At 42.2% G+C, this 21,835-nt stretch carries 19 protein-coding genes; 10 read left to right on the forward strand and 9 right to left on the reverse strand.

Annotated features, from left to right (window positions below; genetic code table 11):
* Nucleotides 1-819 carry a tryptophan synthase subunit alpha gene (gene trpA, locus VB836_RS01305; RefSeq protein ID WP_046278963.1) on the forward strand — a complete coding sequence of 273 codons (819 nt, stop codon included), beginning with the start codon at nucleotides 1-3 and terminating at the stop codon, nucleotides 817-819.
* A gap of 661 nt (nucleotides 820-1,480) precedes the next feature.
* Here the strand turns inward: trpA and VB836_RS01310 are convergent.
* Together VB836_RS01310 and VB836_RS01315 are read right to left on the reverse strand one after the other, a co-directional pair.
* The gene (locus VB836_RS01310; RefSeq protein WP_323217655.1) at nucleotides 1,481-2,425 is read right to left on the reverse strand and encodes a glycosyltransferase family 2 protein; all 945 of its coding nucleotides are present in this window, start codon (nucleotides 2,423-2,425) and stop codon (nucleotides 1,481-1,483) included.
* Nucleotides 2,426-2,448: 23 nt separating this feature from the next.
* Nucleotides 2,449-3,465: an Npun_R2821/Npun_R2822 family protein gene (locus VB836_RS01315; RefSeq protein ID WP_323217656.1), complete on the reverse strand. Its 1,017-nt coding sequence runs from the start codon at nucleotides 3,463-3,465 to the stop codon at nucleotides 2,449-2,451.
* Nucleotides 3,466-3,544: 79 nt separating this feature from the next.
* On the opposite strand from VB836_RS01315, the gene VB836_RS01320 reads away from it, so the two are divergent.
* From VB836_RS01320 to VB836_RS01350, 7 genes are all read left to right on the forward strand, one after another.
* Nucleotides 3,545-4,759 (forward strand): glycosyltransferase family 4 protein, encoded by a 1,215-nt coding sequence (locus VB836_RS01320; RefSeq protein ID WP_323217811.1) that lies wholly within the window; start codon nucleotides 3,545-3,547, stop codon nucleotides 4,757-4,759.
* An 83-nt stretch (nucleotides 4,760-4,842) separates the two neighbouring features.
* Complete coding sequence (locus VB836_RS01325) at nucleotides 4,843-6,486, forward strand: hypothetical protein (RefSeq protein WP_323217657.1); 1,644 nt, start codon at nucleotides 4,843-4,845, stop codon at nucleotides 6,484-6,486.
* 77 nt (nucleotides 6,487-6,563) lie between these two features.
* Nucleotides 6,564-7,412 (forward strand): ion transporter, encoded by an 849-nt coding sequence (locus tag VB836_RS01330; RefSeq protein WP_323217658.1) that lies wholly within the window; start codon nucleotides 6,564-6,566, stop codon nucleotides 7,410-7,412.
* A gap of 99 nt (nucleotides 7,413-7,511) precedes the next feature.
* Entirely contained in the window at nucleotides 7,512-11,012 is a 3,501-nt protein-coding gene (locus VB836_RS01335; RefSeq protein ID WP_323217659.1) for a PAS domain-containing sensor histidine kinase, read from the forward strand.
* A 158-nt stretch (nucleotides 11,013-11,170) separates the two neighbouring features.
* Nucleotides 11,171-11,626 carry a response regulator gene (locus tag VB836_RS01340; protein WP_046278968.1) on the forward strand — a complete coding sequence of 152 codons (456 nt, stop codon included), beginning with the start codon at nucleotides 11,171-11,173 and terminating at the stop codon, nucleotides 11,624-11,626.
* Between the two features lie 35 nt (nucleotides 11,627-11,661).
* On the forward strand, nucleotides 11,662-13,182 hold the full coding sequence (locus VB836_RS01345) for a sensor histidine kinase (protein ID WP_323217660.1): 1,521 nt from the start codon (nucleotides 11,662-11,664) through the stop codon (nucleotides 13,180-13,182).
* A gap of 104 nt (nucleotides 13,183-13,286) precedes the next feature.
* The gene (locus VB836_RS01350) at nucleotides 13,287-15,287 is read left to right on the forward strand and encodes an ATP-binding response regulator (protein ID WP_323217661.1); all 2,001 of its coding nucleotides are present in this window, start codon (nucleotides 13,287-13,289) and stop codon (nucleotides 15,285-15,287) included.
* A 210-nt stretch (nucleotides 15,288-15,497) separates the two neighbouring features.
* Here VB836_RS01350 and VB836_RS01355 read toward each other — a convergent pair whose 3' ends face one another.
* The 4 genes from VB836_RS01355 to hisE form a co-directional block, all read right to left on the reverse strand.
* Nucleotides 15,498-15,905: a hypothetical protein gene (locus VB836_RS01355; protein WP_323217662.1), complete on the reverse strand. Its 408-nt coding sequence runs from the start codon at nucleotides 15,903-15,905 to the stop codon at nucleotides 15,498-15,500.
* 45 nt (nucleotides 15,906-15,950) lie between these two features.
* Nucleotides 15,951-16,520, reverse strand: coding sequence for an ATP-binding protein (locus tag VB836_RS01360; protein WP_323217663.1), 570 nt, complete (start codon nucleotides 16,518-16,520; stop codon nucleotides 15,951-15,953).
* A gap of 113 nt (nucleotides 16,521-16,633) precedes the next feature.
* Nucleotides 16,634-16,918, reverse strand: a complete 285-nt coding sequence (locus VB836_RS01365) for a hypothetical protein (RefSeq protein WP_046280749.1) — start codon at nucleotides 16,916-16,918, stop codon at nucleotides 16,634-16,636.
* A gap of 56 nt (nucleotides 16,919-16,974) precedes the next feature.
* Nucleotides 16,975-17,568: a phosphoribosyl-ATP diphosphatase gene (hisE, locus tag VB836_RS01370; RefSeq protein ID WP_046280750.1), complete on the reverse strand. Its 594-nt coding sequence runs from the start codon at nucleotides 17,566-17,568 to the stop codon at nucleotides 16,975-16,977.
* Nucleotides 17,569-17,767: 199 nt separating this feature from the next.
* Here hisE and hemL point away from each other — a divergent pair, with 199 nt between their 5' ends.
* Entirely contained in the window at nucleotides 17,768-19,066 is a 1,299-nt protein-coding gene (hemL, locus tag VB836_RS01375; protein WP_323217664.1) for a glutamate-1-semialdehyde 2,1-aminomutase, read from the forward strand.
* Nucleotides 19,067-19,144: 78 nt separating this feature from the next.
* The gene (locus VB836_RS01380; RefSeq protein WP_323217665.1) at nucleotides 19,145-19,882 is read left to right on the forward strand and encodes a hypothetical protein; all 738 of its coding nucleotides are present in this window, start codon (nucleotides 19,145-19,147) and stop codon (nucleotides 19,880-19,882) included.
* A gap of 42 nt (nucleotides 19,883-19,924) precedes the next feature.
* Here VB836_RS01380 and VB836_RS01385 read toward each other — a convergent pair whose 3' ends face one another.
* The 3 genes from VB836_RS01385 to VB836_RS01395 form a co-directional block, all read right to left on the reverse strand.
* Nucleotides 19,925-20,416, reverse strand: coding sequence for a YajQ family cyclic di-GMP-binding protein (locus VB836_RS01385; protein ID WP_323217666.1), 492 nt, complete (start codon nucleotides 20,414-20,416; stop codon nucleotides 19,925-19,927).
* 92 nt (nucleotides 20,417-20,508) lie between these two features.
* The gene (locus VB836_RS01390; RefSeq protein ID WP_200906348.1) at nucleotides 20,509-20,934 is read right to left on the reverse strand and encodes an MAPEG family protein; all 426 of its coding nucleotides are present in this window, start codon (nucleotides 20,932-20,934) and stop codon (nucleotides 20,509-20,511) included.
* A 17-nt stretch (nucleotides 20,935-20,951) separates the two neighbouring features.
* A complete protein-coding gene (locus VB836_RS01395; protein WP_046279869.1) occupies nucleotides 20,952-21,455 on the reverse strand; it encodes a DNA recombination-mediator protein A in 504 nt (167 codons plus the stop codon).
* Nucleotides 21,456-21,835: the final 380 nt, after the last annotated feature.

Genomic DNA, 21,835 nt, shown 5'->3' on the forward strand with positions numbered 1-21,835 from the left:
ATGATTTCTGTTTCTCAAAAATTTGAGTCTTTGCGATCGCCATCAACGGACTCAACACACCGCCACTGTGCTTTAATTCCCTTTATTACCGCAGGTGATCCGAATCTCGAAACCACCGCTCAAGCGTTGCAGGTTTTGGATCAAAATGGGGCGGATTTAATTGAGTTGGGGGTTCCCTACTCTGATCCCTTAGCAGATGGGCCAGTCATTCAAGCGGCGGCGACTCGCGCTTTACAACGGGGAACTCGTTTAGAAGCTGTCTTAGAAATGCTACAAACCGTTAGCCCCAATATAAAAGCACCGATTATTTTATTTACCTATTACAACCCGATTCTTCATCGGGGAATTGAACCGTTTTTGCAGCAAATTTATGATGCTGGGGCGCGAGGCTTAGTGGTTCCCGATTTACCCTTAGAAGAAGCACCGAGTCTGTTAAAACCTGCGAGTCAAATGGGGATAGAAGTCACGCTATTAGTGGCGCCAACTTCTCCCAAAGAACGGATTGAATTGATCGCGCGTCAGTCTCAAGGGTTTATTTATTTAGTCAGTGTTACTGGAGTCACCGGAATGCGGACTCAAGTGCAAACTCGGGTTCAAGATTTACTCCAACTGATGCGAAGTATAACTGATAAACCCATTGGGGTTGGGTTTGGGATTTCTCAACCGGAACAAGCCCGCTCATTGCGTGACTGGGGCGCTGATGCGGTGATTGTTGGGAGTGCAGTGGTTAAACGTTTAGCTGAAGGAACACCTTCAGAGGGTTTAGAGGCGATCGCTCAATTTTGTTCGAGTTTAAAAGGGGCAATTTCTGGGGACTAGAATCATTTATTATTAATGATTTTAACTCAAATCTGCTAGATCTATAAATACAAGAATCACCCCAAGTTTTGTTTGGGGTGGGTTTATTTGATGACCCTGATGTTAAATTTTTTTATAGATGACCCCGATCAATTAACCCTCTAATCAACTAGCTGATGAATAGACCAGATTACAAATAACTGATCTCTTGTCCATTCAAGAAAGAAGAACGCTGGAAGTTTAGTGCTCCCATAAACACATAACTTCCAGCTCCTTGAAACCCTCGTAATGTGCCTTTCTATATTTAATTATTGCAGGCAGTTTTTGAGATTACAAGAGGTCTTTTGCAATCACCCACTTTTCTCGCTTGCTCCGACAGGAATTTCCTGAAACTCTCTCTGTATAAGGCTTGTAGGACTAGGATTTTTGAGATTATACTCATGTTTTTTGTCTCAATCTGTCCCATTTTTCACCCAGTTGACAAACGGACAGGGATATGGTACTTTTCAACAACAATTGAGCGAATATAACATTCTTTTAAAAGGAATTGAGGGGTAATCCCTATATTCAATATATCCAATTCTGGATAGGCAGTAAACCGATCAGTCTCATCTCTCCTTTGAATGAAACCCTTAACGGGTTTGATGGGTTCAAATTCAAGCCTTAATGGTCATAGACGCAACTAACGTATTTTTCGCAGCATCTCAAACGCATTTCCCCGCAAACCCATAGGAAGCAAAGACAGCAAAAGTCCTGTCCAAGCTTTCCCCCGTGAGTAAGACTGAGACTCCCAAACCAGTTGTTGTCCTTTTTGAGTCTCGCCGTTTTCAATTAACCGCAGTCCCAGAAAAAGTTGAGATTCTTGTAAACGCGATCGCCGGATATTTTCTAAAGCTTGATCGTCAAACTGATAACTGTTTAAATACTGAACTTTATCTCTAAGATAGGGAATGGCGCGATCAATTCCCTGTTGTTCACTATGGACGCGATATTCCATCAACCGTTCCGGGAGATAATAAGCTTTTTTTCCCGCTATTGCTAAACGGACTAATAAATCATTATCTTCGCAATTTTGAATATTAGGACGCATATATCCGACATCAAGTAACGCTTGACGACGAAATAAAGTTGCGCCAATTTGAAAGCTTTGTTGAACAAATACAACTTGGAGTAAATTTTCCACTTCTCCGGCTTTTAAAGTGGTTCTTCCCCAGCGTTGGGAGTTGGTTTGGGTAGCGATTTCATCGCGAATATTATCAATATTAATAATCCAATGATCCGTTCCGACAAAATCAATCTGGGGATATTGATCTAAAATTGCGGTTGTTTTGGCGAGAAATTCGGGGGTGAGGCGATCGTCATCATCAAACTTGATAAAATAGTCTCCGGTTGCGGCGTCAAACCCTGATCGCATATTGTTACTTTTGCCAATATTTTCAGGATGACGAATATAGCGAATACGGGAGTCTGTTAACTCAGACATCATCTCGGAGGTTCCATCGGTGGAACCATCATCACAGATGATTAATTCAAAGTCTTGTTCGGTTTGTTGAAGAACACTGTTAATCGCCAAGGGGAGGAGATTAACCCGATTAAAAGTGGGAATGCAAATGCTAATTTTAGGCATTCGTTATGACTTGATGATACAGATCAAACCTTTTTTAACTTGTTAATAGAGCGTTGTACAAATCGATTAGCTTTCTCAAACAAACTCGGAGGCTGTAGTTTTGTGGGCTTCTGTTCAGGATGCTTCAAAAAGCGATAATGTAAAAACACATCTTGATAAGGAATATGAACATCTTCACCCTGAGATAAACGCCCAAAATCAACAGAAGAATAACCCATATAGTGAATGCGATGAATCGGTTTTAATCCATCCTGATTGTAGAGAACGTTGTCTATATTGACAAATGGATCAGCATTGGCGCAGTTGCCTGTTCTTTCTTCACCATTAGAACTTCGAGTAAAATTAAAAATGGGTCGGTTTGTCACCAAAGACATATAACTGAATAAATCAGCATCACACCACCAAGATAAAGAGTTAATCCATTCAATTTCGCGATGTTCAATGAGTCTCTTTTTTAACGTTTCCAATTCTTGAACTCCAAAAATTCCAGCCCGAGAACCGAAGAAACTAGAACAGTGAATTTTAGATCGTACCTCAGATTCAGTTAATCCACTATCTTGATAAACTCGATCAAAGTTAAAAGCGGCTACCTCTTTTCGCTTGGCGTGTTCCCAATCATCAAATACAAAATCGTATTCCTCTAGTTTAGTAAACACTTGATCGAGGGGCTTCATTGCTACGCTATCAGCATCATAGAAAACAAACTCTTCAAACTCGCCATCAAAAGCGCACATTTTTCGCAGAAGATTACTTTTATTGTACCATTTTGCAATTTTTTTCTTTGATTGAGTTGCTCGGGGATGAGCCGCCCAAACTTCTTTGGCAAATTCTTCCCAGCGCTGCATTTCTGGATAATTCTCGTAAAGGGTTACATTTGCCCGAGCATTTATTTCGCGTTTAACTTTTTCCAAGCGATCGTCATAAGGGATCACGCAAACCGGAATATTTGAGCCAACATTAACCTCAATACTATTGAGCAAAGCCACTAACTGGTCAAAAACCACATCATTGGCTAAAGTATAAATGCCTTGGGATTCCATTCCTCCACTCCTAGCTCTTCTCAATTTGTTAATGATTTAAACTTATTTTTCACCCCCACCTATGAATAAATTACATCCTCTGAAAATTTTAATGATTTCTTCAACCTTTCCCTATCCTCCTAGTCGAGGGGGAACCCAAGTGCGAACCTTTAACTTGCTCAAATATTTGACTCAAAACCATTCTATCACTGTTGTAACTCAAAGATCCCCAGATGTCACCGATGTGGAAATTGAGGAGTTGCGAGAATACGTTGATCAATTAGTCGTTTTCCCTCGTCCTCAAACTTCAGCAGCAACAGGCGGAACTTGGGCAAAAATCAGGCGTTTTGGTCAATTTTTAACCCAAGGAACACCACCCAGCGTCTTGTCAAATTATTCTCAACAGATGCAACAATGGATTTTGGAGTTTGTGGGTTCGGGAAAATGCGAGGCGATCACTTGCGAACATAGCGTTAATGAAATTTATGTGCGTCCTCAATGGAAACAACATCTCAAAACCGTTGTCAACGTTCACAGTTCAGTTTACGGCACAATTCGCCAACAGTTGGAAACCCACACGGCAGAAAAACCCCTGCGCGATCGCTTAAACCTTCCCCTACTGTATCGCTACGAACAACGCTACTGCTCAAAATTTTCGGCAATTGTCGCAACCACAGAAGAAGATCGCCAACAACTGCAAGCGTTCAACCCCAAAGCCCAATTTGAAATTATTCCAAACGGCGTAGACTTCAGTCTGTTTCCTCTGCGCCCAAAAGATCCGGGAGGACAGCGATTGATTTTTGTTGGCGCAATGGATAACTTAGCTAATATTGATGCGGCTCGTTATTTCAGTTTAGAGATATTTCCTCAAGTGCAACAGCGTTATCCCGATGCAACACTCGCCCTTGTGGGGGCTAAACCCGTCCCAGAGGTATCACAATTATCGACATTACCGGGAATAGAAGTCACAGGACGAGTCCCATCAATGGCAGAATATTTACATCAAGCAACTGTTTGTGTCATACCGATGCGAACAGGTTTTGGTATTAAAAACAAAACCTTGGAGGCAATGGCAGCAGGAGTGCCTGTAGTCGCCAGCGATCGCGGTTTAGAAGGACTCGCCGTTGACGGGGCAAATGTGCCGTTACGAGCCTTACGAGCCAACACACTGGAGGAATATGTCGCCGCCATTAGCCAACTTTTCGAGGATGCTCAACTCAGACAACAACTCTGTGATCAGGGGCGAAGTCTGATCGAAGGCGAATACACTTGGGAACGAGCGGGTCAACGCTATGAACAAGTCCTACTGCGATAAATTGTTCCTCAACGACACAGTAGGGTAAAAAAAGAGAGCAAATAGTAGATCGGAAACCCTGGACAATAGGCGGAGAGCTGACGATGAACAACAAGTTTCACCGAAGAAACCGAACACCCAAAACCCCCCCTCAAATGGTGAGAATCCTGTACCGAATCGGATGGCTACACCCAAAACCCAAAGGTAGCGAAACCTCTGCTGTAGCCCCCATTCAACAGACGTCTAAGCCTTCACGTCGTCGGCAGAGATTACCCCTGCCCAAAAACACTATCCTAAAAGCGGTGTGGAAAAAGTGGATGGCTGATGGAGTTGCTTTTGCTCTGTTATTGGGCGGATCAACTTTACTCGCAGGCGGCGCTTGGTTTAGTTACAAGTTGATTTTAGATCCCGATGTCGGAATTTGGCTCAATCAGTTTTTACCGGCTTGGACTCAAGTTCCCTTACAACCCCATGACGCGATCAAAACCCTTGATCAAGTGGGCCTTAGTCTCGAAGAACAGGGACTTACCATTGGAGAAAGCTTATCCTTACCCCGATCAGATTCTCCCCAATCTTCTCACGCTCTGTTAGAAAATAATCCCTACTTAAACTTCCTCAAACCGTTTCTCTTACCCCCTGAGAAGCTGGTGCAGAATTCGCCGGATTTGTTAGTTCCGGTGATGAAAAAACGCGAACCTTCTCAAGTTAATCCTTGTCCTACAGTTTGTCAGGAAATCGTCGAACTGCGAGTTTACAAAGCGGTGCAAATCCCCTACGAACGTCCGGGAAGTGAACCCTATTATCGCTTGGTTCATCAACTCGAAGCTAATGGGCCTGCCGAATCCTTTGTACTGGCTTCACTGATTAGTAATCGCACCAACCAACAAGGGTCAAATAAACCCCTTCCTCTAACCCGGATTCGTCAATTTAGCGGTAAAGCACCCAGCTTTGGGGTTTGGTTTAGTATGAGTGGTGAACGGGTGATCGGACAAAAGAACGTGCCTTATGGACAGGTGATTCATTACAATCCGACTTATTATTATCTCAGTACCATGTTGGAGTGGAAAAGTTCAGCCGGACAGCAACCGATTTGGGAACAAGTCACCGGAAATAGTGAACCGGAGTTGCTGATTGAGGAAACCATCGGACTTGAACCCCAATTTAATATTTATCAAGTTAAACCTCGTCGGTTTGTTCCGAATCCGATTCAGCTTGCGGATATTTCTTTAGATGAACAAGTGATTGATAGTTATGACTATCGTAAGGCGTTAAGACTGGCTCGTAGTGGCCTATGGTCTCCCGCTTTAGAGTTAATGAAGCCGCTCAAAGAAAATGTTGGAAAAGATGATTCTTATCCTTCAAAATGGCCGGCAGTCGCTCAAGCTCAATTAGATTTGATTCAATTTCATGCTAATATTACAGATGCTCAAGCGGGTGCATCCTGGGCGAGTCCGACGCAAAAAGTCCTTGCAGGTTTAATTGATGGTCGTTGGACAGAAGCGTTGGATGTGGTTCAAAATGAACGGGTCAACTCTGAGCAAATTAATACACTTTTACAGGCTGATGGCGGACGCTTAAAAACTCGCATTCAAGCGGCTTTAGTTGAAAGCCCAGAAGAACCCGATTTGCAAGCCTGGGGTGCCTTAATTGTAGCAGCTCAAGAGGGACGAAATCAAGCGATCGCTTGGTTGGATGAACAGTCTGCCACCAGCGAAAATAAGATTCGGATTCAAAAATTGTTAGATTAAAGAACAGTCACCAATTTTAGGGGTAATTCATGAATTGCCCCTTGGGTGAAAAATTGTTTTAAATTCTTGATTGACAAATGGCTGAACAATGCGAAATAGAAGGGCTGAAGTCAATTCGCCAACGAATCGCTTTTTATCTTGATGATCTAGAAACATCGATTGGTCGATTGTTCAGTTTCAGCATCACGGGTTTAATTTTACTGTCTTCGGTCATTTTTGTTATTCAAACTTACCCGATTTCTACAGAATTTCGGTATATTTTAGAGCAAATAGACCGGGTAATTGTGATTATTTTTGCAGTTGAATATATCGTGAGATTTTGGGTAGCAGAACAGAAATATCAGTTCTTTTTTAATCCCTTTTCTCTGATTGATTTAGTTTCTATTTTACCTTATTTATTGGGGATTTTTAATGTTAGTTTTCTGAGAATTCTGCGCTGGTTGAGAATTTTGCGGCTGATTCGATTTATTGATGTCAAAATTTATATCTTTCGTTTACAAACGGAAGATGGAATTATTTTTGCGCGAATTATCTTCACCCTATTAACAATTATTTTTGTCTTTTCGGGTTTGATTTATCAAGTTGAAAAACCCGTGAACCCCGAAATATTTGGAACCTTTCTAGATGCGGTTTATTTTTCAGTGGTCACGATGACAACAGTCGGATATGGGGATGTAGTTCCCCTGTCAGAACCCGGTCGATTTTTAACTATTTTAATGATTTTAACGGGAATTGCATTAATTCCTTGGCAAGTCGGAGATTTAATCAAACAATTGGTGAAAACCGTTAACAAAGTCGAAACCATTTGTCCGGGTTGTGGTTGGTCAAGTCATGATCCCGATGCCATTTATTGTAAACGATGCGGTACTCGACTGAATCCTAATCCTGGATTTGATGATAGCGAAAACTCCAAAGCTCAAGTGTAGCCAAAAGAGTGATATTGGTCAAAAAATCAATCGGGGAACAGACAAAAAGCCAATTTCTTGACATGATAAAAGAACTATCACCGGGTTCTAGATCAAACAATGATTGCTCATGCTTCCAACATAGAAACATCGAATTCAGAACGGTTACTGCGATCGCTGCGATTACTTTCAGTATATAGTAGCCTGATTGTTTTAATCACAGGATGTATCGTACTCGTTAGCTGGGTAGTAGACATCGAAATCCTCAAAATGTTACCCGAACAAGTCTCTATGAAGCCCAGAACTGCCCTGGGTTTTATTGTCAGTGGTACAATCTTGGGGTTGTGGCATCGCCGATATACCACTCAACATCCTCAATTTCAGCGAAAATTAACGTTTTTAATCAATACAGGTTCATTTTTAGTGATTGTCCTGGGTTTACTGACGCTGATTGAGTATTATTTTCAAATGAATTTAGAGATCGACCAACTGCTATTTTCCTACAGTCTAGATGGAGTCAATGCCGAAGTCAAAAGAAAAATTGCACCAAATATCGCAATCAACTTTATTTTATCTGGATCAGCTTTAATCTTACTTGCTCGTAACAGTTTGCGTTTGGCTCAACTGTTGAGTTTGTTCACCTTTTTTGTCGGACTGCTTGCCTTTATAGGTCATCTCTACACTGTTACACCCTTTTACAGTGCAGGTTCGCTTACAGGCATGGCAATGAATACCGCTATTTGCTTCATGCTACTGTCTCTGGGTATTTTGTTCGCCTCTGCGGATCAAGCCTGGATGCGGGAATTTAGCAGTATCAAAGCAGGGGGTATTATGGCACGGCGTTTAATTCCGTCATTAACCATCTTACCGCTAATTTTAGGCTTATTCATCTTAGTCCTCTACCCCAAATTGAGTTTCACACCCTCATCGGGCTTGGCGGTGAATAGTTTATTGGATGTGGTGGTATTCGTTGTGGTTGTATGGCGGAATGCAAAAACTCTCAACCGGATCGATTTTGAACGCCAAGAAATTCAGCAACGCCTCCTACAAAGTGAACAGCGATTTCGTGCAATTGTTGAAGATCAAACCGAATTGATTTCTCGCTATCAAGCGGATACGACGATTCTGTTTGTTAATGATGCCTACTGTCGCTATTTTGGCTTAAACTCAGAAACATTAATCGGCAATAGCTACAACCCCGTTATTTATGAAGAAGATCGAGAACGTATTTTGCAACAGGTGAACTCGATGACTTTTGAGAATCCAACGGTCACCATTGAAAATCGAGTCGTTGTGAATGGAGAAGTACGCTGGACTCAATGGAATAATCGGGCTATTTTCAATTCTAAAGGAGAACTGGTCGAGTATCAATCGGTAGGTCGAGATATTACTCAACTCAAACAAATAGAAGATCAACTGCGACAACTCAATGAACAACTCGAAGAAAAAGTACAAGAACGCACCGCCGAATTAGCAGCGACCAATGCCATCTTACGACAAGAAATTAACCACCGCCAAGCCGTTCAACGGGAACTGGTGCAACAAAAACGGCTTTTAGAAAGTTTCTTTAAAAGTTCTCCGGTAGGAATGGTCATGTTTAATAAACAATTGCAGTTTATGCAGATCAACGAAGCGATCGCCGAGATGAACGGAGTTTCTATCGAAGCAACTTTAGGTCGTACTGTTGATCAGATTTTACCCGATCTTGCACCCCAACTTAATCCAATTTTTCAGCAAGTCTTACAAACAGGTGAACCCGTTTTTAATCTTGAAATTGCCGGAGAAACACCCAAGCATCCCCGTGTAACTTGCTATTGGCAAATTTCCTATTTTCCGCTTTTCAGACAAGATCATCAAATTATCGGATTAGGCGGAGTGATTGTCGAAATTAGCGATCGCAAACGAACCGAAATCGCATTACGAGAAAGTGAAGAACGATTCCGACGAGCCGTCGTTGATGCGCCTTTCCCGATTATCCTTCACGCCGAAGATGGCAAAATTATTCAAATTAGTAATTCTGTTACAGAAATCACAGGTTACACAACTGATGAAATCTCCAGCATCGAGGATTGGACAGAGCGAGTTTATGGTCAACGTCAGAATGTTGTTTTAGAAGGAATTAATAGACTCTATCAACTTAATCATCGAGTCGAAGAAGGAGAATATGAGATTAGAACCAAAGACGGAAACAGGCGCATCTGGAACTTTAGCTCGGCTCCACTGGGTCAGCTTTCAGATTATAGACGATTGGTTATCTCAATGGCAGCAGATATCACAGAACGGAAACAGGCTGAAGTTGCATTAGCGACTCGCCTCAGACAACAGGCGATCATCACTCAACTGGGTCAGATGGCGTTGTCGGGATGGAAATTAAACGCACTTTTTGATCAGACGACCGCATTTGTTGCAGAAAGTTTTGCGGTTGAATATTGTAAGGTGTTAGAATTACTGCCAGATGGTCAGACCTTGCTGTTGCGTTCGGGAGTCGGTTGGCGGGGCGGCTTAGTCGGTCAAGCAACAGTCGGAACGGATGAAAATTCTCAGGCGGGTTATACGTTGCGAGTCCATGAACCTGTCGTTGTCGAAGATTTGAGAACCGAAACTCGCTTTAACGGCCCAGCTTTGTTGCAGGAACATCATGTGATTAGCGGGATGAGTACCATTATTGCGGGGAGAAATCGTCATCAGCCTTTTGGGATCTTAGGGGTTCATTCGACTGAAAAACGGCAGTTTACCCAAGATGATGTTAACTTTCTGCAAGTGATCGCTAACCTTTTAGCAGAGGTCATCGCCCGTAAGCAAAATGAGGACGAAATTCAGCAACTCAACGCAACCCTAGAACAGCGAGTCCAAGAACGCACTCAACAGTTAGAGGATGCTAACCAGGAAATGGAAGCTTTTGCCTATTCCGTCGCCCATGACTTACGCGCTCCTTTGCGAGCGATTCAGGGATTTTCTCAAGTTCTCGTTGAAGACTACGGCAATCAACTTGATGAGTTGGCACAAGAATATATTAACCGTATGAGTGCCTCAGCCGAGCATCTCGATCAACTGATTTTGGATTTACTGTCTTATAGTGGTTTAAACCGCACAGAAATTAAGTTAGAGACAATTAGTTTAACGGCGATTGTCGAACGAGTGGTTAATGAACTCAAGCTGCAGTTAGATACCAAACAAGCCGAAATTTTGATTGAACCCTCTCTACCCCTTGTCAAGGCGCAACGCAGTATCTTAAAGCAGGTGATCATCAATTTAGTTTCTAACGCGATCAAGTTTGTCGAACCGGGTGTTTCACCTAGAATATCTATTTGGGGTGAGGAAGGACTGGTTAATCAGTTTGATACAGAGACTCAATGGGTGCGCCTGTGGATTGAAGATAATGGTATTGGGATCTCGCCCCAGCATCAAGACCGCATTTTCCAAGCGTTTGAGCGACTGCATGGGATCGAAGCCTATCCGGGTACTGGAATCGGATTAGCCATTGTCAAGCGCGGTGTTGAACGGATGGGGGGACGAGTGGGCGTAGAGTCGGGTTTGGGTGAAGGAAGTCGGTTCTGGATCGAACTCATCGGTGCGGAGTCTGTTAACACTTCTAACGGAGTTGGAAAACGCTATTTCTAGACTCGGGATTATGAGATACTTAGAAACGATGAATAAAACTCAACTTGTTCGCCGCTTTCCTCTGGTTTTCTACACAGGTGGGTCTGTCAACTCATTGAGACGATAAACCTCCATTCAGATAGGATTACAGTTCAAGGTTACTATGGGTATTTTATCCAATGATCGATCTCAATAACTACAGCATATTGTTAGTAGAAGATGACGCGAATGACATCTTGTTTGTACAGAGAGCTTTTCGTCAAGCCAATTTAACCAATGCTATCCACATTGTTAAAGATGGGGATCAGGCGATTGATTATCTCATCGGAAATAATCAATATGCTAATCGAGATCTATATCCTATACCTGTTCTCATTTTGCTGGATTTAAAATTGCCTCGTCTTTCAGGATTAGAGGTTTTACAATGGATTAAAAAACATTCGTCTCTGAGGCGCATTCCTGTTGTGGTTTTAACGTCATCTAGAGAGAATATTGATGTGAATCGAGCCTATGATATCGGTGCTAATTCTTATCTAGTGAAACCCGTCAAGTTTGATACTTTGACTCAAATGATCGAAATCATTGATGCTTACTGGATAAAATTAAATCAATATCCTACAGGCTTATCGATTTAACTTTAAAGTATCGGGTAAAATTTATAGAGATATTAATGTACTTATCTTTTGGAATTATGAGCTTGGAGCAATTGCTGCAACGCATTTTGCTAGTAGATGACAGTCCAGATGATCGTCTTCTGGCGATTCGTGAGTTAAATCGGGAATTTCCTGATATCGAGATCCAAGAAGCCGTTAGTTTAGCTGAATTTTACCAGGCTTTAGAAACAGATGATTTTGATTTGGTGATTACAGACTATGAGCTAAACTGGACAACGGGATTGGATATTCTGCGGGCGGTTAAAGTTTATGATCCCGATCTTCCGATTATTATGTTTACCAACTCAGGCACCCAAGAAATAGCCGTAGAAGCGATGAAATCGGGGTTGGATGACTATGTGTTGAAATCTCCGAAACAGTTTATTCGATTGTCTCAAGCGGTTCGTACTGTTTGGGAAAATACCCAAACTCGTCGCCAAGCTGCTCAACTGCAACTCCGCCTACAATTTTTACTCAATGAGTTAAATGTTGGGGTGTTTCGCTCTACATTAGAAGGAGAACTTTTGGAAGTCTCTGAGGGTTTTTTGCATCTGTTGGGGTTAAGTTCTTTTGAAGAGGCTCAGAGTTTTTTTCAGGAGCAGCTCCGTTTTCATAAAATTGAGGGTAGTCAACAAGAACAATGGAAATGGCAAAGGGAATTAATCTGTCCCAATCAGCAAAAAATTTGGGTACAAATTAGTGAAACTTTAGTCAATCAAAATGGAAAAATGGTGATTGATGGGTTAATTGATGACATTACAGAGCAAAAACGAACGGCAGCAGAACTTCTAGAACTCAATCAAACGCTAGAACAACGAGTTAAAGAACGAACGGTTCGTTTAGAGAATATTAATAAAGAATTAGAAACTTTTGCGTTTTCAGTTTCCCATGATTTGCGATCGCCCATTCGTCAAATTGATGGTTTTGTGAATTTACTCAAACAACAACTCACATCCATTAAAACTGATGAAACGGTTCTGCATTACTTGGATATGATTACCAAATTAACAGAACGTTCAGGCCGAATGATCGATGATTTATTGCTATTTTCCCGGACTGGACGGGCAGAAATGCAGTACACGACTGTGAATATGGAACAGTTGGTTCAATCGATCAAACTGCAAATCGAGTTGCGATGTGAACCCCGAAAAATCATCTGGAAAATCGACTCATTGCCTGCGGTAACAGGCGATCGCAATCTATTTCAACAAGTCTGGCAAAATTTGCTGGAAAATGCGGTAAAATATAGCAGTAAAAAAGAACAAACCGAAATCCACGTGGGAAGTATTTCCGGCGATCAAAAAATCACCTATTTTGTCAAAGATAATGGGATTGGTTTTGAGATGAACTCTGTCAATCGACTGTTTGGTATTTTTCAACGACTGGAAAATGCTCAACAATTTGACGGTTCAGGGATTGGACTGGCTAATGTTCGCCGGATTATTCATCGTCATGGTGGCCAAGTTTGGGCCGAGGGAAATCTAGGCGAAGGAGCAACATTTTACTTTAGTTTACCTCGGGAGCAACCTGAAACTTAAAAAAATATATATAGGGGCAAAATGTCACTCCTTAGGATAGAGAGTTTCATCGAAAGTTTGTAGTATGCTCAGTAGAGTGTTGCCCCTATGTTTAACTTAAGCTAATGCACGCTTTATGGAATACCTTATCTGTTAAAGTTCCATCTCCTGCACCAATGCTACAAATTCTCCTCTTAGAAGATGATCCCGTTGACGTAGAGCTGATCCAAACCACTCTAAAAAGTGGTGGGATTGAAGCCAATCTGATTTGTGTGACTCGACGCTCTGACTTTTCGGAGATTCTGAAAACCCAATTACCCGACTTAATCTTATCAGACTATGTATTGCCAAGCTTTGACGGAATTGCCGCTCTAAAAATTGCTCAAGAATTCTGTCCCCAAGTCCCGTTTATTATGGTGTCGGGGATGTTGGGAGAAGAACGAGCCATTGAGACAGTCAAACAAGGCGCAACGGATTATGTTTTAAAACAGCGCTTAGAGCGATTAGTTCCCTCTGCAAAACGAGCATTGCGAGAAAGTCAAGAACGACTTGAACGTCTTCGGGTTGAGGAAACATTACGTCAAACCGATGACTTATTGCGGGCGATTGTTGATGCTTCTCCGGTGGGAATTATTACCCTAAATCCTCAGAAGAAAGTGATCGCCTGGAATATCGCCTCTGAACGGATTTATGGCTGGCAGAGTCAGGAAGTGATCAATCAAGCTTTGCCTGTGATTCCTCCCGAAGAACAAAACCAGTTTGATCGGTTATTTCAACAGGCTCTACAAAATCATACACTGACAAACTATGAATTTCAACATCTGGGAAAAAATCAAGATTTAATCGAAATTAGTGTTTCCCTCGCTCCCCTGCACAACGCTCTAGGAAATGTCTGTGGAGTTGTCATGACAGCCATTGATATTACCGCTCGTAAACGCATCGAAGCCGAGCGTTTTAACCTCCTCAAACGAGAGCAAACTGCTAGAGCCGAAGCCGAAGCCGCTAACCGTGTCAAAGATGAATTTTTAGCGGTTCTTTCCCACGAGTTGAGAACCCCTTTAAATTCAATTTTGGGATGGATTACATTAATTCAACGAGGTAAACTCAACAAAGTTACTTTTGATCAAGCTTTAGAAGTGATTGAACGGAACGCCTCTCTACAAACCCAACTGATCGAAGATTTACTGGATATTTCGCGAATTAGTCGCGGTAAACTGAGTTTAAGTATTGACTCCGTTAATCTGATTGAACTGATGCAAACGACAGCCGAAACTTTACGCCCTGCGGCTGATGCTAAATCAATTTCGATGGAACTTTTTCTAGATAGCAGTGTTGGCATCATTACGGGGGATGCAAATCGGCTTCAGCAAATTTTTTGGAACTTATTTTCAAACGCGATTAAATTCACGCCGCCCAATGGATCGGTAACAGTTCGATTAAAGAAAACAGAGGATTCCTACGCTAAAATTCAGGTGATTGATTCGGGGATTGGGATTGAGCCAAATTTTCTCCCTTATGTGTTTGAATATTTTCGTCAAGCGGATGCTTCGACAACGCGAAGTCAAGGGGGTTTAGGATTAGGTTTAGCAATTTCTCGTCATTTAGTTGAACTGCATGGCGGCACTATTGATGTAGAAAGTCAGGGGAAAGGAAAAGGGACGACTTTTACCGTGATGTTACCCATTCAGGTGATGCAATCCGATGGGGATCAGCCGGATAAATTGATAGATAATGGGTTAAGCTTGCAAGATGTAAAAATAATGGTTGTCGAAGATCAAGCAGATGCACGAGAATTAATCAGGCTGATACTTGAACAACAAGGCGCACAGGTGATCGAAGCCAGTTCGAGTAAACAAGCATTGGAAATTATCAAAGAATCTATACCGGATGTTCTGATTAGCGATATTGGAATGCCGGATGAAGATGGATATAGTTTTCTCAAAAAAGTGCGTTCTTTACCGCAAGATCAAGGCGGTAATATTCCGGCTTTGGCACTAACCGCTTATACTAAAGAAGAAGATCGACAGCAAGCGATCGCCGCCGGATTTCAGATGCACTTAGGGAAACCGCTTGATATTACGGAATTGGTTCAAGCTGTTTTTCAACTGAGTCCCAAAACGGCTTAATTTTCAGAGAATTTATTGAGGTTTAACACATGAAAGATCCTAAACAAAAACGAGATATTGATCCGGTGACTGTCGTTGCAATCATAATTGCAATTTTGTTTATTCCTCTATTTATTGCTGGATTTTTCCCTTAATTAATCATCTCACAATCTAATCATTGATCAAATCCTTACGAGGTTTGGTGCAGGAAGCGTGCAACACCCAATGTTTCTATAAGTTAGCGATCGCCAAATTTTTTAAAGAATTATCTTTTAGCCAATTACCCAGTCTAGTACATTCATTATCGGGTGGATTTCCTCTATAGTTATTCCCATGATACCTAATAAAATCTTCAAACATTTCTAGTGGAATTAAAATCGTGTCTACTTCCATACCATCGTCAAAACAAACCTTTTCTAGTTTAAATTGATAACCTGCCCACTTGACAGTTGAAAGACGATTATTGACCAGAAGTTCTAGGTTATAAATAACGCAATTACGTTCAAGGTCTGGATTTTTTTTTCCATAGGCAATATACCAGTAAGTATGATGTCGGACAAAATAGATATCCCTTATATCTTGACAAACTTCTATTTCTAGATCTTTTATATTTAGAAAAAAACGTTTGATCTGCTTCATATTTCGCTCGGAATGATTAATTGAGCCAATCGCTATATAATCTTATTAATTTTGCTGACTGTTTTTGAATTCGGCTTGCAAATCAAACGGGGGTCCGTAGTCCCAAATACAAATTTCTAGAGATTCGTTAAAAACAGTTACTTGTAAATGAATGGGAGTCGTACAAGGGAGATTTTTATGAGCGTGATTAACCGCATTGGTAAATCCCTCAGCTAAAGCAATTTGACATTGCCACCAAATGGGTTGAGGAATCGGTTGGGTTTTTAACTGTTGATACCAGGCTAAAACCTCTTCTAATGCGCCTAGATCGCTGTTAACTTGCAGTTGAATGGTTTGTCGGGGAGTTGGAGGGTTTGCCGGGTTTGTGGGGGGTTTAGCTAAGGAATTTATGATGTTTTTGAGAGCTTCTAAGAACTGATATAAAATCGCAACACCTGTCTTTTTAGAAGATGATGTTTCTGAGGATGAGTCATAATTTTTGACAAGTTTTAAGCAGTTTTGACAGTCATCGGGAGTGCGGTTATAAGTCAATTCATCGGCAACCGGAAAGAGAATTTTTAAACCCCAACCGTGTTCGGGAAGTTCATTAATATTAGACAAATTAAGATTATTCATCACCAAGTTTTAGGAGTTCAGAAGGAAAGAATTATGTGCTTAAAACTTACACATGAACTCGGTTATCGATCCAAAATTGTTGAAGTTATGTATGATACAATTCTGATTTTTAATCAGTTCACCGATCCACAAGTCCGCACATTACGAATCACAAGATCGGGTAATTTTAAGGGAACCGGAGACAATTCTATAATCTGTACATTTTGCATCGGAATCACTAACAAGCGATCGCCGAGTTCTAACATTAATTCTTTCGAGTTCAAAACTCGTTGAATGTGACTGGCTAAGGTGGCTGTTTCCTCTTGGGGAGAATCAAACTCAAAGTAATCAGATTCCCCGTTGATATAACGAATCGTCAGACGCACAGTCCGAGATTCATTGGTCTGTTGTTTCCTCATCTCAAAATTCCTCGATAGAGGGTGAGCAAATCCTAACACCGAAAACGAAGAAAAAACTATCGACGACGTTCAGCTAACTTGCGGTAAACATCGCGCAGATCCGCCCGATGATAAGCGATCGCAACCAAGGTGTGATAAAATAAATCAGCAACTTCCGAAGCGATCGCCTCAGTATCATTATCCTTACACGCCATCACCACTTCTGCGGATTCTTCTCCGATTTTTTTCAGAATTTTATTATCTCCCCCCGCCAATAATTTACAGGTGTAAGAGTCTTCTTTGGGGTGATCTCGGCGATCGCAAATCACCTCAAAAACCTCGGACATCATATGACTCGCTAAATCAGCAAATTCTCCTTGTTGTTCAGCAAGTGACTCCGGCTCGACTAAAATCAATAAAGATTGACTAGCCGGATCATACCGCAACCCCGTGACGCTCAGATGGGGCAGTTCTCCAGAAGACGGATTAGAGTCATAAACTCGCCCCTCTTGCAAGGTCTTTTGCAGAGAGTCTGGACTCATCCAAACCAGCGTTAAGACGCGACCCTCCAAACTATCTTGGATGATAGCGGGGATCAATCCCTGCTCGTTGTAACGAATTTTATCAATTGGGAGTAACTGGCTGAAGAAAAGGGGTTTTGAGGCAGACATAAGTTGAGTGAGTGTAACGAAGAACACCTAACTCGTATAAAATATCATTTTGCGGTGCGATCCTGCGGATGTTTCATTCGCTAAGACACTCGCACCAAGACAGTCGTCTTTTTTATCTGTGATTTAGGATTATCCGCAAATTTTTTGCGATCGAAGCATTTACAGAACCCGAACACCGTAATTTTAGGAGAGATACACAGTGGTAACAACCCCATTGAAAACAACAAAGTCAGAAGAAATTTTTACCGCCGCTCAAAAGCTGATGCCAGGGGGCGTTAGTTCTCCTGTACGGGCGTTCAAATCTGTGGGTGGACAACCCATTGTCTTTGATCGCGTTTTAGGCTCCCATATTTGGGATGTCGATGGTAACAAATATATTGATTATGTCGGCACTTGGGGGCCTGCGATTTGTGGTCATGCTCACCCCGAGGTGATTTCGGCTTTGAAAAACGCCCTGGAAAACGGAACCAGTTTTGGAGCGCCTTGTGTTTGGGAAAATGTTCTCGCCGAGATGGTGATTGAAGCGGTTCCGAGCATTGAAATGGTGCGGTTTGTCAACTCAGGAACCGAAGCCTGTATGTCGGTTTTGCGGCTGATGAGAGCCTTTACCGGACGCGATAAAATCATCAAGTTTGAGGGCTGCTATCATGGTCACGCCGATATGTTCCTGGTGAAAGCGGGTTCAGGCGTGGCGACGCTGGGTTTACCGGACTCTCCCGGTGTTCCTAAAAACGTTACCGAAAACACGCTCACCGCCCCCTACAATGACCTAGAAGCGGTGAAAAAACTATTTGCTGAAAATCCAGGTGAAATCTCGGGGATCATTCTAGAACCCGTTGTGGGCAACTCTGGCTTTATTACTCCTGATTTTGGCTTTTTAGAAGGGTTGCGGTTGCTGACCCAAGAAAATAACGCCCTGTTGGTGTTTGATGAAGTGATGACGGGATTTCGCATTGCTTATGGTGGCGCCCAAGAACGGTTTGGGGTGACGCCTGACTTAACAACCTTGGGTAAAGTCATCGGCGGCGGTTTACCTGTGGGTGCCTATGGCGGACGTCGGGATATTATGGCTTTGGTGGCACCGTCCGGGCCGATGTATCAAGCGGGTACGTTGTCAGGAAATCCCTTAGCGATGACGGCGGGAATTAAAACCCTTGAATTGCTGCAAAAACCGGGAACTTACGAATATCTCGACACCATTACCAAGAGATTATCCGATGGGTTGCTGCAAATTGCTCAAGAAACGGGTCACGAAGCTTGTGGCGGCCAAATTAGTGGGATGTTTGGGTTATTCTTTACGTCTGGGCCGGTTCATAATTATGAGGATGCTAAGAAGTCGGATTTAACAAAGTTTAGTCGTTTCCATCGCGGAATGCTAGAACAGGGGATTTACTTGGCGCCTTCGCAGTTTGAAGCGGGATTTACTTCTTTGGCTCACACGGATGATGATATTGACAAGACGTTAGCTGCGGCTAAAGATGTGATGTCAAATCTCTAAACCTTTGAGTCAGAAAAAAACCCGGTTTCTCCAAGAAACCGGGTTTTTAGGATGTAGGAAATATTTGAAGAATCAGCAATGTTAGGTCAAATTTGGCGATCGCTAAAACATTGGTTTCAACGATGGTTTGCTAGAAGTTCAACATCGAGAAGCCGTGAACCGTCTAACACTGAACCGCTAACCTCTGTTAACCCGTTGAGTGATAGGGCTTATGAAGGGTTGTTTCTGCAATTGTTAGCAGGGGTTGATCAAGGATGGGAACAGTCTCAAGTTTTAGATCATCTGGGAAACCGGGTTAATGACCGATTTCTGCACTCTTGGTTACAACGGTTTGGGCGAAAATTAATGGAGTCTCCTTTTTCTCAAACAGAATTGTCTCAACGGATGATCAAGTTGGGTCAAATTGACGGTGGAGAAGTGGGAAAAATTTCGGCTGAGTGGGGGGAAATGCTACAACAAAAAACCAGTCGTCCTTTGAGTGAAGGGGAATATTATCAAGTATTTCAGCAATTATTAGAAAGTTTGAGTATTGATTGGGAAAGTTTTCAAATTGAACCGTTTTTTGAAAAGTTGGGTGAACAGGGAAAGCCGGAAATTTGGGTAAACTGGTTGCAAGAATACAAACAACAAGAGTTAACAGCTTCTCACCCCAATTATCAACAGTCTTCGGTGTTATTATTACTGGGAGAAAAAGCGGTTTCTGTTCCTCAATGGCAAGCTTTCGGAGAAATAGCGATCGCGATGGGAAACTCACTGTTAGAAAAGCAAGAAAACGAATCGATTTGGGAATATGACGGGCTGGATAAAATTCAATAAAAACCCGGTTTCTTTCTTTGATCAACCGGGTTTTTGGGGTTCCTAACGATAATTGGTAAATTGCAACGCCACTGGAAGTTCTTCTTGCTTCAAGCGTTGAATGATTTCCTGCAATTCATCCTTAGATTTAGCCGTAACCCTCACCGCATCGCCTTGAATAGAAGGCTGAACTTTCTTAAATTCATCCTTAATCAGTTTGGTAATTTGTTTAGCGATGTCTTTGTCAATTCCGCGTTTGAGTTTAATTTCTTGTCTGACTCGATTTCCACTGGCGGATTCAACTTTACCATAATCAAAGATTTTCAGAGAGAGGTTTCGTTTAGCGGTTTTCGTTTGCAAAACGGTATGAATTGCATCTAAAGTAAACTCACTGCTGGTATTAACGGTTATTGCATCCTCACCCAATTCTAGAGTGGTATTCGTATCTTTGAGGTCGTAGCGACTGTTAATTTCCCGCATTGTTTGGTCAATGGCATTCACCAATTCTTGACGGTCAAAATCGCTAACGATATCAAAAGAGGAAGTTGAAGCCATAACTAATTATTGTTGATAACGAACAAAAAATCAAGACATTAAACTAAAATGTCTATGAAGAAACGAGAGGTTAATTGAAATCTAGATGACAACTAACCCCAAGGATTAACAGTGAGTAAACTCAGAATGAATAAAACAGAGATACAAGTAGAACCCACTGCAAACATCAGAGAACGGGCGAGGGGAATATTTAAAATATAAAACACAGAATAGAATAGCCGAGCCACGACAAAAATCATCGCACTGGCGGATGCTAATTGTGAGTCCTGTCCCGTTACATAGGCGGATAATGCAGCAGCAGAAAACAGCATAAACGCCTCAAAAGAGTTTTGGTGCGCCCAAGTCGCCCGTTGAGCAAAAGGGGGAAGTTTGTCAAACATGGCTCTGGGTGCGCTCATATCATAGCCAACTTGTAATCGACCATAACCGACGACAAAAAAAGGCAGATAAACCAACAAAAAAGCAACAAAAATTGCATCTATTAGAATTGCCTCAGTCGGCAGTTGCAAAATCCCCATTGATCCTATTTCCTCATCTAATCAAAGTAGAACAATGTGACAATTTTGCGCTGATTTTCCGCCTCCTCACAAGTGCTGAGTAAGGTGGTACTGTCGTGAAAAGCAAAGCAAATCAACTGTTGACAGCGAGAAATAATCTCTTGATTACACAAGGAACTCGCTTCAGCTAGAGACAAGGTATCCCCTTTAGGATTTTCGACTAAATGGATCACTTGTTCGAGTTGTACGCGAGACTCTCGGGGTTGACGATCCATACTTTGAGGTAAAATAACCGTCAACAAATTCGGATCGGCTCGCATTGCACCTCGGATAGCGGCTGAGTTGGTACCCGTTGCACCCGATGTAATAATGTGATTTCCCCCTAATGCCAGCGCATAAGTCATCAGTTCGATGAGATTCTGATGAGTCAGGGGAACATGACGAGATCCCAGCACAGCAATTCGTTTGGAACCTGTTTGCTGGATAGCTGCGAGTTCTTCTAGAAATTCATCTACTCTGGGCAGATCGATAGATTGGCTCAAGGATATTCTTAATCGTATAGCAAGACAACCCTGTAGATTGTAGCAAACAAGTCGCCATTTTTCGATCTTGGTTAAATCATCTTAAGACTTGGCACTGGGGCGTTACCCGTTCCCGGTGGTTTCTTGGCTGTGAATCTGCTATCGAAAACTGATATAACACGGTATAAACCGTATTAATGTTTCGTTCCTAAGATTGCAAAGTTCCTTCTCGAGCGGTTTCCGCCTGTCTTGGGCAGCATTCCCTCTCTTGCAAACTTCGCTAAGATTGCGAACTAAGTCTCGCCGGAAACCGCGCCCGTCGCAAGTTCGCGCTCTCGACGGAAACCGCCAAGTCGCGAGTTTGCGCTGGCGCCCGCAGGTGGCGCGGGGTCTGCCCGCAA

It is taken from the genome of Limnoraphis robusta BA-68 BA1 (assembly GCF_034932365.1).
Taxonomy (GTDB): domain Bacteria; phylum Cyanobacteriota; class Cyanobacteriia; order Cyanobacteriales; family Microcoleaceae; genus Capilliphycus; species Capilliphycus robustus.